The sequence below is a fragment of the Alteromonas sp. CI.11.F.A3 genome, assembly GCF_032925565.1.
Taxonomy (GTDB): Bacteria; Pseudomonadota; Gammaproteobacteria; order Enterobacterales; family Alteromonadaceae; genus Alteromonas.
Window position 1 is genome coordinate 591,917 of sequence record NZ_CP136708.1, and the last position, 14,486, is coordinate 606,402.

The window sequence follows — 14,486 nt, forward strand, 5'->3', positions numbered from 1 at the left end:
AATCGCCACGTTATGACAAGAGATGGCCCGGCGCTTGCGCCGGGTTCTAGAGACTGACTCCGCTGGGAGAGTAATGTGAAAGACTTATTAAAGTTTCTAAAGCAACAAAATAAGACCGAAGAATTCGATAATATTCGAATCGGTCTTGCTTCACCTGACATGATTCGTTCATGGTCTTTTGGTGAAGTTAAGAAGCCAGAAACAATTAACTACCGTACGTTCAAACCAGAACGTGACGGCCTGTTTTGTGCGCGTATTTTCGGACCAGTTAAAGACTACGAATGTCTTTGTGGTAAGTATAAGCGTCTGAAGCACCGTGGTGTTATCTGTGAAAAATGTGGTGTTGAAGTAACCCTAACTAAAGTACGTCGTGAGCGTATGGGTCACATTGAACTGGCAAGCCCAGTTGCACACATCTGGTTCCTTAAATCACTTCCGTCTCGTATCGGCTTAATGCTTGATATGACACTTCGTGATATTGAACGTGTACTATATTTTGAATCTTACGTAGTAACCGAGCCGGGTATGACTACCCTTGAGCGCAGCCAACTTCTTAACGAAGAAGATTACTTGGATGCACTTGAAGAGCACGGTGACGAGTTTGACGCAAAAATGGGTGCTGAAGCCGTATTTGACCTTTTAAAAGTGTTAGATGTAGATGCTGACGTAGCTTCTATGCGTGAAGAGTTGCCTTCAATCAACTCTGAAACTAAGCGTAAGAAAATCACTAAGCGTCTTAAGTTGCTTGAATCATTCCAACAGTCTGGCAACAAGCCAGAGTGGATGATCTTGACTGTACTTCCAGTACTTCCGCCGGATCTTCGTCCGTTGGTACCACTGGACGGTGGTCGATTTGCAACATCTGACCTGAACGATTTATACCGTCGTGTTATCAACCGTAACAACCGTCTTAAGCGTCTTCTAGACCTTGCGGCGCCTGACATTATCGTACGTAACGAAAAGCGTATGCTTCAGGAAGCGGTAGATGCACTTCTAGATAACGGTCGTCGTGGCCGCGCTATCACAGGTTCTAACAAACGTCCTCTTAAATCACTTGCCGATATGATTAAAGGTAAGCAAGGTCGTTTCCGTCAGAACTTACTTGGTAAGCGTGTTGACTACTCTGGTCGTTCTGTAATTACCGTTGGTCCTACATTACGTCTTCATCAATGTGGTCTTCCTAAGAAAATGGCACTTGAGTTATTCAAGCCGTTTATCTACGGAAAACTTGAAGGTCGTGGTTTAGCAACAACTATCAAAGCAGCGAAGAAGCTGGTTGAACGTGAAGCTCCAGAGGTATGGGACGTACTAGATGACGTTATCCGTGAACACCCTGTTATGCTTAACCGTGCACCAACACTTCACCGTTTGGGTATCCAGGCATTTGAACCAACCCTAATCGAAGGTAAAGCGATTCAGCTTCACCCACTAGTATGTGCGGCTTACAACGCCGATTTCGATGGTGACCAAATGGCTGTACACGTGCCGCTGACTATTGAAGCTCAGCTTGAAGCACGTGCGTTGATGATGTCGACCAACAACATTCTGTCACCTGCAAATGGTGAGCCTATCATCGTTCCTTCACAGGACGTTGTATTGGGTCTTTATTACCTAACCCGTGACAAAGTGAACGGCTTAGGCGAGGCAATGGTATTTACCAGCCCGAATGAAGCAGAAAAAGCATACCGCACAGGTAACGCAGAACTTCACTCACGCGTTAAAGTACGTATCACCGAATACGACATTGACGAAGATGGTGTGAAGACTGAGAAAGTAACGCTAACAGATACTACTGTTGGTCGTGCGATTTTCTCACTTATGCTACCTAAAGGTTTGCCGTTTGAAATTATCAACCAGGCAATGGGCAAAAAGCAGATTTCACGTTTGCTAAACGCTTGTTACCGTACACTGGGTCTTAAAGACACAGTAATCGCTGCTGACCAAATCATGTATACCGGTTTCCACTACGCAATGATTGCGGGTGCATCTGTTGGTATCGATGACATGGTAATCCCAGCTGCGAAGAAAGATATTATCGACGCTGCAGAAGCGGAAGTTATCGAGATCCAGGAACAGTTCCAAAATGGTCTTGTAACAGCCGGTGAGCGCTACAACAAAGTTATCGATATCTGGTCAAATGCCAACGAAAAAGTTGCTAAGGCCATGATGGATAACCTTAAGACTGACATCGTAATTAACCGCGATGGCGAAGAAGAAGAGCAAACCTCATTTAACTCTGTTTATATGATGGCCGACTCGGGTGCTCGTGGTAGTGCCGCTCAGATTCGTCAGCTAGCTGGTATGCGTGGTCTGATGGCTAAGCCAGATGGCTCAATCATCGAAACGCCAATTACGGCGAACTTCCGTGAAGGTCTTAACGTACTTCAGTACTTCATCTCTACTCACGGTGCGCGTAAAGGTCTAGCCGATACAGCACTTAAGACTGCGAACTCGGGTTACCTAACTCGTCGTCTAGTAGATGTTGCACAAGATTTGGTTATTACTAACGACGACTGTGGCACCTTCGGTGGTGTTCAGATGACACCGCTAATTGAAGGTGGTGACGTTGTAGAACCTCTTCGTGAACGTGTACTAGGTCGTGTAGTTGCAGAAGATGTAGTTAAACCAGGTACGACAGAAGTATTGGTTGAGCGTAATGTGTTACTAGACGAAGCGCTAGTAGACATGCTTGAAGCAAACTCTGTTGACCAAATTCAAGTACGCTCGGTTATCACTTGTGATAACGATTTTGGTGTGTGTGCAAACTGTTATGGTCGTGACCTTGCTCGCGGACATATGGTTGGAAGCGGTGAGTCTGTGGGTGTTATTGCTGCACAGTCAATCGGTGAACCAGGTACACAGCTTACCATGCGTACGTTCCACATCGGTGGTGCGGCATCACGAGCTTCTGCTGAGAACAGCGTTCAGGTTAAAACTGCGGGTAGCCTTAAGCTACACAATGAAAAATCAGTACGTAACTCAGACGGCAAAGTGGTTATTGTTTCTCGTTCAACAGAACTTACTGTTATCGATGAACAAGGTCGTGAGAAAGAGCGCTATAAAGTACCTTACGGTGCTGTACTTAGCGTGGATGACGGTGCAACTATTGCAGCTGGCGACGTTGTTGCTAACTGGGATCCGCATAGTCACCCAATCGTTACTGAACGTGCAGCTAAGATTAGCTTCGCCGACATCGACGACTCTAACACTGAGATGCAACAAGACGAACTAACTGGTCTTACGCGTATCGTAGTTAAAGATCTTGCGAAGAGTAACTCTAAAGAACCTAAACTTATCCTAGAAAGTGATGAGTTCGGTCTTCAAGAGATTCGCCTACCAAGCTTTACCACTATCGAAGCGAAAGAAGGTAAGGTTGCTAACGAAGGTGACGTGTTAGCACGTATACCTCAAGAAAGCTCGAAGACACGTGATATCACGGGTGGTCTACCTCGCGTAGCCGACTTGTTTGAAGCACGTAAGCCTAAAGAGCCAGCTATCCTTGCTGAAGTTTCAGGTACTATTGGTTTCGGTAAAGAAACCAAAGGTAAGAAACGTTTGGTTATCACGCCGCCAGAGGGTGATGCATACGAAGAGATGATTCCAAAATGGCGTCAACTTAACGTGTTTGAAGGTGAGAAAGTAGAACGTGGTGAAGTTATCGCCGATGGCCCTGAGTCACCGCATGATATCTTGCGTCTACGTGGTATCTCTGCTGTAGCAAACTACATCGTGAACGAAGTTCAGGAAGTTTACCGTCTACAGGGTGTAAAAATTAACGATAAGCACATCGAAGTTGTTATTCGTCAGATGTTGCGTAAGTGCGTTATTACCCATTCTGGTGATACTCAGTTCCTTGAAGGCGAACAAGTTGAAGTGTCTAACGTGAAAGTGACCAACCGTGAAGTTGAAAAACACGGTAAGATCCCAGCGCAGTATGAAACACAGCTGCTTGGTATCACTAAGGCGTCGCTTTCTACTGAGTCATTCATCTCAGCTGCATCGTTCCAAGAAACAACACGAGTTCTTACCGAAGCTGCTGTTCAAGGTAAAGAAGATGACCTTCGCGGTCTGAAAGAAAACGTAATCGTGGGTCGATTGATTCCAGCGGGTACAGGTTTCGCTTACCATGAACGTCGTGCACAACGTCGTAAAGAAGAAATCGAAGAAATGTCAGTTTCTGCTGCTGATGCAGAACAGGCACTAACCGAAGCGCTTAACGCCGGTGACGACTCAGCCGAATAAGGCATGATCGTAGGAGTACGTTAACGTACTCCTAACAAATTGGCATGTTAAGCTGACAGATTGCAGTTAAATGGCTGCTTAACCTTTGTACAGCTTGACACGCCGAGCTATGATCATTAATATTCCGCGACCCGATTTTGGATGACCTCTAAAAGGCAGAAGAAAATGGGCGCGGTTTTTTGTATCAGAGCTCAGTTAATGCTGACAAGCACAGTGTTAACATTGAATGAGTGACGTTAGAAAAGTCGCTTTAATGGACCCAATCAGAGTGATTGGGTTTTTGTAGTTTTTAATCAGGAGCTAGTTAATGGCAACAGTTAACCAGTTAGTCCGCAAGCCGCGCAAAAAGCCCGTTGAAAAAAGCAACGTAGCTGCATTGCAAGCTTGTCCTCAAAGACGCGGTGTATGTACTCGTGTATATACTACTACGCCTAAGAAACCAAACTCTGCACTACGTAAAGTATGTCGTGTACGTCTAACTAACGGTTTTGAAGTTTCTTCATACATCGGTGGTGAAGGTCACAACCTACAAGAGCACAGTGTAGTACTTATCCGTGGTGGTCGTGTTAAAGATCTACCAGGTGTTCGTTATCACACAGTTCGCGGTACATTAGACTGCGCAGGTGTAAACGATCGTAAGCAAGCCCGTTCTAAGTACGGTGCGAAGAAGCCTAAGTCTTAACGGTTCTCCGTTAGTAAGGCCAAACTGAAGTTTAAGAGTTTTGGGTAATTCCTGAATTCATACGGAGAATAGAAATGCCAAGAAGAAGAGTCGTAGGTCAACGTAAAATCCTACCAGAGCCAAAATTTAGCTCACAACTGCTTGCAAAATTCATGAATGTCGTAATGCTTGACGGCAAGAAGTCAGTCGCTGAAAAAATCGTTTACGGTGCGCTCGATATTGTTGCTGAAAAAACCAGCAAAGCTCACCTAGATGTATTCGAAGAAGCACTTGATAACATCCGTCCTACTGTAGAGGTTAAATCTCGTCGTGTAGGTGGTTCAACTTATCAAGTACCAGTAGAAGTTCGTCCAGTTCGTCGTAATGCCCTAGGTATGCGTTGGTTGGTAGATGCTGCTCGTAAACGTGGCGAAAAGTCTATGGCTCAACGCCTAGCTGCTGAAATGATTGATGCATCAGAAAACAAAGGTTCTGCGGTTAAGAAACGTGAAGACGTTCACCGTATGGCCGAAGCAAACAAAGCGTTTGCTCATTACCGTTGGTAATAAACGTAATATAACTGAGAGAGATGTATGCCTCGTAAGACCTCGATTGAGCGTTACCGCAATATTGGTATTGTGGCTCATGTGGACGCGGGTAAAACCACGACCACAGAGAGAGTCCTGTTTTATACAGGGTTGTCTCATAAAATCGGTGAAGTGCATGATGGTGCCGCAACCATGGACTGGATGGAACAAGAGCAGGAGCGTGGTATTACTATCACGTCTGCTGCAACGACTTGTTTCTGGTCAGGCATGGAAAAGCAGTTTGATCAGCATCGTATAAACATTATAGACACGCCAGGACACGTGGACTTTACCATTGAGGTAGAACGTTCATTACGAGTTCTGGATGGGGCTGTAGTGGTGTTTTGCGGGTCTTCTGGGGTTGAACCTCAATCAGAGACAGTCTGGCGACAGGCTGACAAATATGAGGTGCCACGTCTCGTGTTCATCAATAAGATGGACCGAGCTGGCGCCGATTTTGAGCGTGTTGTGGGTCAAATCCGTAAACGCTTAGGCGCAAACTGTGTTCCTATTCAATTGAACATGGGCGCTGAAGAAGAATTCCATGGCGTTATCGATCTTATTAAGATGAAAGCCATAAACTGGAATGCCGAAGACATGGGTATGACTTTTGCCTATGAAGATATTCCAGCGCAATATTTAGACAACGCACAAAAGTATCGTACAGAGATGATTGAAGCAGCTGCTGAAGCCTCTGACGAACTAATGGATAAGTATTTAGAAGGCGAAGAGCTAACTGAAGCTGAAATCCGACTTGGTTTACGTACCCGTACACTGAACAACGAAATTGTTCTTGCCACCTGTGGCAGCGCCTTCAAAAACAAAGGTGTTCAGGCTGTACTAGACGCGGTAGTAGAATACTTACCGTCACCAAGTGAAGTGAAAGCTATTACGGGTGTTTTAGACGATAAAAATGAAACTGAAGCTGAGCGTCATGCAGACGACAGCGAGCCATTCTCGGCCCTGGCATTTAAAATCGCTACCGACCCATTCGTAGGAACGCTGACTTTCTTCCGTTGTTATTCTGGTGTTGTTAATACTGGTGATACGGTATACAACCCGGTGAAAGGTAAACGCGAGCGTTTTGGACGTATAGTTCAAATGCACGCCAAAGACCGTGAAGAAATTAAAGAAGTTCGTGCAGGCGATATCGCCGCAGCCATTGGTCTTAAAGATGTGACCACAGGTGATACGCTTTGCGATCCGAATAATGTCATTACACTAGAGCGTATGGAATTCCCTGACCCGGTAATTTCTATCGCTGTAGAGCCTCGCTCTCAGGCTGACCAAGAAAAGATGGGACTCGCGTTAGGTAAGCTAGCCGCTGAAGATCCGTCATTTAAGGTTAAGACTGATGAAGAGTCTGGCCAAACGATTATCTCTGGTATGGGTGAGCTTCACCTTGATATCATTGTTGATCGTATGAAACGCGAATTTAAGGTTGAATGTAACGTAGGTAAACCTCAGGTTGCTTATCGTGAGACCATTCGTAAGAAAGTAGAAGTTGAAGGTAAATTCGTACGTCAGTCTGGCGGCCGTGGCCAATTTGGTCATGTATGGCTTCGTATTGAGCCACAAGCTGAAGAAGGCGCAGGCTACGAATTTGTTAATGACATCACCGGTGGTGTGGTACCAAAAGAGTTTATACCAGCGGTTGATAAAGGAATTCAGGAGCAGTTGCAAAGTGGTGTTGTAGCAGGGTATCCGGTACTTGATGTAAAGGTAACTTTGTTCGACGGTTCGTACCATGATGTTGACTCTTCTGAAATGGCGTTTAAGATCGCCGGCTCTATGGGTTTCAAAAAAGGCGCCGCAGAAGCAAATCCGGTGTTGCTTGAACCCATGATGAAAGTTGAAGTAACTACTCCAGAAGACTGGATGGGTGATGTGGTTGGTGACCTAAATCGTCGTCGCGGCATGATCGAAGGTATGGAAGAAGGCGTAGCAGGTATTAAAATAGTACGTGCTAAGGTGCCGCTTTCAGAAATGTTCGGGTATGCTACTGACTTGCGTTCACAAACGCAGGGTCGCGCATCATACTCTATGGAGTTCTTCAATTATTCTGAGGCGCCTAAAAATGTGGCGCAGGCTATTATTGAATCTAGAATTTAATCTAAATGAAGGTTCGGTCCGGTCCCGTATTGGGTCGGACTTTTAACTTAGGAAACGAGAAAAATGGCAAAAGAAAAGTTTGAACGTACGAAACCCCATGTAAACGTGGGTACAATCGGCCACGTTGACCACGGAAAAACTACCCTTACTGCAGCTATCACTACTGTTCTTTCAAAGACATACGGTGGTTCAGCTCAGGCTTTCGATCAAATCGATAACGCGCCTGAAGAAAAAGCTCGTGGTATCACCATCTCTACTTCACACGTAGAGTATGACACTCCTACTCGTCACTACGCTCACGTAGATTGCCCAGGACACGCTGATTACGTTAAAAACATGATCACCGGTGCTGCTCAAATGGACGGCGCGATCCTAGTAGTAGCTGCGACTGATGGCCCTATGCCTCAGACTCGTGAGCACATCCTACTTGGTCGTCAGGTTGGCGTTCCTTACATCATCGTATTCATGAACAAATGTGACATGGTTGATGATGAAGAGCTTCTAGAGCTAGTAGAAATGGAAGTTCGTGAACTTCTTAGCGAATATGAATTCCCAGGCGATGACCTTCCAGTTATCCAAGGTTCTGCACTTAAAGCCCTTGAAGGCGATGCAGAATGGGAAAAGAAAATCATCGAACTTGGTGAAGCTCTTGATTCATATATCCCAGAGCCAGAGCGTGCTATCGATAAGCCGTTCATTCTTCCAATCGAAGACGTATTCTCAATCTCAGGCCGTGGTACTGTTGTAACTGGTCGTGTAGAGCAAGGTATTGTTAAAGTTGGTGAAGAAGTAGAAATCGTTGGTATCAAAGATACGACTAAGACGACTTGTACTGGTGTTGAAATGTTCCGTAAACTTCTTGACGAAGGTCGCGCTGGTGAGAACGTTGGTGTTCTTCTACGTGGTACTAAGCGTGAAGACGTTGAACGTGGTCAAGTACTAGCTAAGCCTGGTTCAATCAACCCGCACACTAAATTCGAAGCTGAAGTATACGTACTAAGCAAAGATGAAGGTGGTCGTCATACTCCATTCTTCAAAGGCTATCGTCCACAGTTCTACTTCCGTACAACTGACGTAACTGGTGCTGTAGAGCTTCCAGAAGGCGTAGAGATGGTAATGCCTGGTGACAACCTTAAGTTCGTAGTAGAACTTATTGCACCAATCGCGATGGACGAAGGTTTACGCTTCGCTATCCGTGAAGGTGGCCGTACTGTAGGTGCTGGTGTTGTAGCTAAGATTCTTTAATCTAAGCAAACCAAAAGCATTAAAGAAAGGCGCTCATTAGAGCGCCTTTTTTGTGCGCGGAATTTTGCGGCGTAGGGAAGGGCTTTGTGCGCCTCTGAAACCCGGCGTAAACCCATCCATGGGGCCTTCGCTACAGCATCCATGCTGTAGAGAGTTTCCGAGGCGCACAAAGCCCTTCCTTCTGAACAGCCGAATAAGGCTTACCGTTGAATATTAATAATAGTTGCGAGTAGAAGCCCATGTGAAACGCGGAGTGTATCCATCCATGGGGCTTTCGCTACAGCATCCATGCTACTGATGGCTACACTTGAATCCTTCGCCATAGCATCTATACCTTTATACCCTTGTTAAATGACTATGATCGCGAAGTAACGATAAATGCGAGAATAAATCTCATTTGCATTGAGTCACTGTGTAAAATCTGTATTATCTATCACCTCGAACGTTGAAATAGCCTTGAATAAGGAATAGCAAAATATCTATGCGCTTCTCATTAGGCAGCATTAGGCAATGGCATTGGATAAGCGGGGCGTGGTGTCTTGTCGGCATATTACTGTTTTCCTTAACGGGTATAACGCTTAATCACGCTGCTGATATTCCAGCCAACAAAAAAATAACTGAAATAGATGCATCGTTGCCTGCATCTGTAATAGATGAATTTGTGGCTTTGCCAGAAGGTGAAGCTGTTATTCCTGATGTCTTAGTGGATTTCGTATCTGATAAATATGATGTTGCTATCCCCGCTTCGGTGGTGGGTGAATGGGACGGTATCGAATTTTATGCCGCGTGGCCTGGGCCGGGCACTGATAGTTGGGTCGCTGTAGACAGCGAACTTGAAATGGTTACCTATGAAAGCGTGGATAGAGGGTGGATTTCGTATTTCAACGATCTTCATAAAGGTAGGAATACCGGAGCAGTGTGGCCGTGGTTTATTGATGTGTTTGCTGTTGCCTGCATTATTTTTAGTGTCACAGGTTTGCAGTTACTTATGCGTCATGCATCAAGTAGAGCATCCACCTGGCCTGTAACTGTTCTGGGCGTATTAATCCCATTTGTCATTTTGCTGTTATTTGTGCATTAGCGGTTTGGGGATGTGAACTTGAAAAGGAGTGAAACAATGAAAGTGCGAAATAGACTTGCGATAGCGTCTGGAGCGCTAGGGCTAATGTTAGCCTCATCGGTCTCTATGGCTGCGCAGTCAGTAACGCTTGATATAGCTTTGCCTCAGCTAGATGTTGCTGAGTATCACAAACCGTATGTGGCTGTGTGGATAGAAAACAGCAAGCGTAAATCTACTCAGGTCGCGGTGTGGTATGACGTTGATATGCGTGAACACGAAGGTAAAGAATGGCTTAAGGATCTTAGGCAGTGGTGGCGTCGTGGTGGTAGAAGTTTAGATTTACCTTACGACGGTTTAACCAGTGCAACAAAAGGCCCGGGTGCGCACGTTATCGATACTCAACTTAATAGCGCGCTTTCGAAGTTAAGTGACGGCGATTATACCCTTCGTGTAGAAGCGTCTCGTGAAGTGGGGGGCAGAGAGGTGTTATCAATTCCATTTAGTCTCCCGTTATCAGCTCAAGCACTTCCAGTCACATTGGAAGGCAAATCAGAAATTGGGCGCGTTTCATTGCGTCTGGAAGATTAATAAACTCTCAGAGGACATTATGAAAAAATTATCGGCAACTACATCACTGGTTGCGTTAGCTGCAACATTAGCAGTTTCATTTTCTGCCAGCGCTCACCGAGCATGGCTATTGCCAAGCTCAACAGTTCTGTCGGGTGAAGAAACATACGTAACGTTTGATGCCGCTATATCAAACACTATTTTTCACCCTGATCATTTTGCAATGAATACTGACAATTTAGTGGTGACTGCGCCTAGTGGTGAAACCATAGAAACTGAAAATAGTGCACGTGGAAAGTATCGCACTACTTTCGATGTGAAATTAGAAGAGGAAGGCACCTTTAAAATCACGTCTTTCAGTTCTGGTATACGCGCTTTTTGGAAAGATGAAGAGGGTAACCGTAAAATGTGGCCTGGTCGCGGTAAGCCTTATGTCGCAGAAGAGTTCGCTACATCAGTACCTAAAGAAGCGACCGATTTAAGTGTGACTCAAGGTTCACGCCGTGTTGAAACCTTCGTTACCCTTGGTGCGCCTTCAGAAAAGGTATTTACACCAACTAACGAAGGCTTAGAGCTTATCCCAGTAACTCACCCTAATGATTTGTTTGCTACCGAAACCGCTACCTTTACTTTACTTATTGATGGTGAGCCAGCAGAAGGCGCAGAAGTTGAAGTGGTGCGTGGCGGTATGCGTTATAGAAACAACCAAGAAATGATTTCGGTAACATCAAATAACGAAGGACAAATTGACATTACCTGGCCACAAGCAGGTATGTATTTTGTAGAAATTAGTTACAAAGATGATAAAGCTGAAAAGCCAGCAACGGTAAGAACCGGAAGTTACTCAGGTACCTTTGAAGTGCTACCACTGTAAGCTCAGCTTAAGCATTTACTGAGATATTTTAAAAGTACCATGACTGAAACTCACCGTTTACTCATTGCACTATCTAGCATCACGCTTTATGTGTTGTGGGTAGCGGTGATTTTTTATAAAAGTAACAAGAAGCGCTGTGCGACAAATGTCGCTACAGACAAAAAAAATAGTACGAACGTTGATAGTAGCGATAGTAAAAACCAAACCTTGATTGTTTATGCTAGCCAAACTGGCACCGCCGAAAAGATTGCGCGGGCTAAAGCAGCTGCACTGGCCGAAAGCGAAGCGATTTCCCTGGTTTCCATGGCTTCTTTAAATATTGCAATGCTTGGTAATGTATCAAAGGCACTGTTTGTGGTTAGCACTTATGGTGAAGGTGAGCCGCCAGATGCAGGTACTCGCTTTTATCATGCTTTGCAGCGAGCAAAAAAGAGTGGTGCTACGCCGCTATCAAACTTGTCATTCGAAGTTATCGGGTTGGGAAGTCGAGAATACAAACAGTTTTGCCGTTTTGCAGTCTCTCTTTATGAGAACATGCGCTTACTTGGCGGCACGCCATTAACCTCGCTCACTACATTAGATAGTGGAAAGGGTGAACATTTAGCTCACCTTGAATCATTGGTAAATGAACCATCTAAACAAATTCAACCTTGGGTATTAGCACACCGCAAACAACTTAATCAAGACGATACCCGAGGCTTGTATGCAATTACCTTAAAGCAGCCTCAATCAGCCCATGAGAATGGCGCAGCGCCAATAACGTGGGAAGCGGGAGATATCATTGATATTTACCCTGATATGGCGCACGAGAAGGAGCCCTCAAGCGAGTTCCTGACTAAGCCCTCAAGCGAGTTCTGGACTAAGCACTCAAGCGAGTCCTTGACAAAGCCTTTAACAAAGCCCTTAAGAAAACTAGTCGGACGTTCGTATACCATAGCGTCAGCGCCCGAAGAAGGTGATTTAAAATTGGTAGTAAGAGAGGTACGAAAAGCGAAAGGAGAGCTTGGCTATGGCTCGGGCTTTTTAACGCACAAGCTACTTCAGAAACAAACTGCCTATGCACAAATACGCAAAAATACTAATGCGGTCATTACCGATACCCAATGCCCCTTAGTGCTTATAGCAGCGGGAAGCGGAATCGCCGGTGTAAGGGCTCAACTTGCTAAACGAGCCATGCTTAAAGAAAGTGGTCCAGTATGGATTTTTTATGGTGAACGAGACTCAGAACTCGATAACGTTTTAAGTGAGGCGCTATCACCCTTTCACAATGCGCCGTGCATTTATAAAACCTCTACTATTTTTTCGAAGTCTTCTTTAGGTTCTGCCACTGAGTCTAAAAAGTATGTTCAGCATATGATAGTAGAACAGGCCGAGGCCTTAAAAGCGTTCCTAGGTTCTAGTTCTGGTAAAACCATTAGCTCTAACTCCGGTAAAGCCCCTAATTCCAGTAAAAGCACTAACAGCGATGCTAGTCCTTACACTGGCCGTGATGGACAAATTTATGTATGCGGTAATTTTGATGGGATGGGTAAAGGCGTCGATGCTGCCCTACGAGATGTGTTGGGTGAAGCGCAGTACTCCACGTTTATCGAAAAAAGACGGTATCATAGAGATCTCTATTAAAATCTAAATGCTATTTACACCTTATACTCTTCACCACTATTTATACGCCTGCCTATTAATAAGCGCCCGCAACTAAAGTGACCTATTAACAATATCCATATCAATAACCGTATCAATCCCAGTGCCTATTTGTTGCAGACTAAGGTTAAGAACTCGCGCTAAGAGCTAGTGCTACGAGCTATTGCCACGAACCACGACCACGAACTATTGCGGCTAACTATGACGAGTAATACATAGGGTTGATTTGTGTGGGAGCACTAGGCATAACATAATGAGTTAACATTAATTTAACAAGTAAGTGTTATGGCTAAGATCCCACGCGGCAGTTCCAATGACAAAAGCTTAAGAGATAGTTCCCCCAACGACTACAGCGCAGAAATGGCGGAAACAAGACGTCAGTTTGTGAAAGATAAAACTGGCGCTGAAATGAGTCATGTAGGTACGTTTTCAATTGAGCCAGATACCTTGCCAGGTAACATTGAACACTTTACCGGTGTTGCCCAAGTGCCTATCGGGTTGGCTGGGCCGCTTGTTATCGACGGTGTAGCCGCACAAGGCGAATTCTATGTACCAATGGCAACTACAGAAGGTACGTTAGTTGCCAGCTATAACCGCGGCATGCGCTTAACCGCAGAATCGGGTGGGGTTAAAACTACTGTCATTGATGATGCCATGCAGCGGGCACCGGTATTTGTGTTTGAAGACGCTCGCGCGGCACTAGCATTCGGGAAGTGGGTCACTGACAACTTTGAGTTGATCAAAGCCAAAACAGAAGAAACGACGTCGGTAGGCAAGCTTCGTGATATTGAGCAGTATGCCGTATCTAAAATGCGATGGTTACGCTTTAACTTTACCTGCGGCGATGCGGCAGGGCAGAACATGGTTAGCAAGGCCACGCGACATGCCTGTCAATGGATACAAGCGCAGCATATTGAAGGGCTTGAACACTTTGCTCTATCGGGTAATTTAGATACCGACAAAAAACATTCTTTTGTAAATTCACTGCATACCCGAGGTAAGCGAGTGGTAGCCGAAGCCACTATCCCTGCTGATTTGATGAAATCGTTAATGCATTGCTCACCTGAAGCATTATTCAAGCAACGCCAGTTGTCTAACATGGGGGCATTTGTTGCTGGCAGTGTGAGCAATGGAGCCCACTTTGCCAATGGTATTACCGCTTTGTTTATCGCTTGTGGTCAAGATGTCGCAAATGTAGCCGAATCATCAGCAGGGTATACCTACAGCGAAATCACCCCGAACGGTGATTATTATTTCTCTATTACTATTCCCTCACTCGTAGTGGCATCGTATGGTGGTGGTACTGGGTTAGCTACCCAGCGAGAGTGTTTAGAAACGCTAGGATGTTATGGTAAAGGCGGCGTTAATAAGTTAGCCGAAATTATTGCTGCAACCGTGTTGTGCGGCGAGCTATCTTTAGGTGCAGCGGTTGTAGCTGATGAATGGGTTTCGAGCCATGATCAGTTTGGTCGTAATCGGCCATAAGTTTTCTATGAA

Annotated in this window: 11 protein-coding genes; 10 read left to right on the top strand and 1 reads right to left on the bottom strand. The window is 45.2% G+C overall.

All coding sequences use genetic code 11. The annotated features are described in order from the left end of the window. Window positions 1-75 precede the first annotated feature (75 nt). The 5 genes from rpoC to tuf all read left to right on the top strand — a co-directional run bounded on the left by rpoC (window position 76) and on the right by tuf (window position 8,847). Entirely contained in the window at window positions 76-4,242 is a 4,167-nt protein-coding gene (gene rpoC, locus R1T43_RS02595) for a DNA-directed RNA polymerase subunit beta' (RefSeq protein ID WP_013786327.1), read from the top strand. Window positions 4,243-4,549: 307 nt separating this feature from the next. Beyond that, complete coding sequence (gene rpsL / locus R1T43_RS02600; protein WP_013786326.1) at window positions 4,550-4,924, top strand: 30S ribosomal protein S12; 375 nt, start codon at window positions 4,550-4,552, stop codon at window positions 4,922-4,924. Window positions 4,925-4,998: 74 nt separating this feature from the next. Next, the gene (gene rpsG / locus R1T43_RS02605; protein ID WP_013786325.1) at window positions 4,999-5,469 is read left to right on the top strand and encodes a 30S ribosomal protein S7; all 471 of its coding nucleotides are present in this window, start codon (window positions 4,999-5,001) and stop codon (window positions 5,467-5,469) included. A 27-nt stretch (window positions 5,470-5,496) separates the two neighbouring features. Further along, on the top strand, window positions 5,497-7,602 hold the full coding sequence (gene fusA, locus R1T43_RS02610) for an elongation factor G (protein ID WP_317352575.1): 2,106 nt from the start codon (window positions 5,497-5,499) through the stop codon (window positions 7,600-7,602). Window positions 7,603-7,665: 63 nt separating this feature from the next. After that, on the top strand, window positions 7,666-8,847 hold the full coding sequence (gene tuf / locus R1T43_RS02615) for an elongation factor Tu (protein WP_013782545.1): 1,182 nt from the start codon (window positions 7,666-7,668) through the stop codon (window positions 8,845-8,847). Between the two features lie 200 nt (window positions 8,848-9,047). Here the strand turns inward: tuf and R1T43_RS02620 are convergent, their stop codons facing one another. Next, a complete protein-coding gene (locus tag R1T43_RS02620; protein WP_317352579.1) occupies window positions 9,048-9,170 on the bottom strand; it encodes a hypothetical protein in 123 nt (40 codons plus the stop codon). A gap of 158 nt (window positions 9,171-9,328) precedes the next feature. Between R1T43_RS02620 and R1T43_RS02625 the strand changes: the two genes are divergently transcribed. From R1T43_RS02625 to R1T43_RS02645, 5 genes are all read left to right on the top strand, one after another. Then, entirely contained in the window at window positions 9,329-9,928 is a 600-nt protein-coding gene (locus tag R1T43_RS02625; RefSeq protein ID WP_317352581.1) for a PepSY-associated TM helix domain-containing protein, read from the top strand. A gap of 36 nt (window positions 9,929-9,964) precedes the next feature. Continuing rightward, window positions 9,965-10,495, top strand: a complete 531-nt coding sequence (locus R1T43_RS02630; RefSeq protein ID WP_317352584.1) for a DUF2271 domain-containing protein — start codon at window positions 9,965-9,967, stop codon at window positions 10,493-10,495. Window positions 10,496-10,514: 19 nt separating this feature from the next. Further along, the gene (locus R1T43_RS02635; protein WP_317352586.1) at window positions 10,515-11,348 is read left to right on the top strand and encodes a DUF4198 domain-containing protein; all 834 of its coding nucleotides are present in this window, start codon (window positions 10,515-10,517) and stop codon (window positions 11,346-11,348) included. A gap of 39 nt (window positions 11,349-11,387) precedes the next feature. Then, on the top strand, window positions 11,388-12,971 hold the full coding sequence (locus R1T43_RS02640) for an NADPH cytochrome P450 oxidoreductase family protein (RefSeq protein WP_317352589.1): 1,584 nt from the start codon (window positions 11,388-11,390) through the stop codon (window positions 12,969-12,971). Window positions 12,972-13,274: 303 nt separating this feature from the next. After that, entirely contained in the window at window positions 13,275-14,474 is a 1,200-nt protein-coding gene (locus R1T43_RS02645) for a hydroxymethylglutaryl-CoA reductase (RefSeq protein WP_317352591.1), read from the top strand. The last annotated feature ends 12 nt before the right edge of the window (window positions 14,475-14,486 follow it).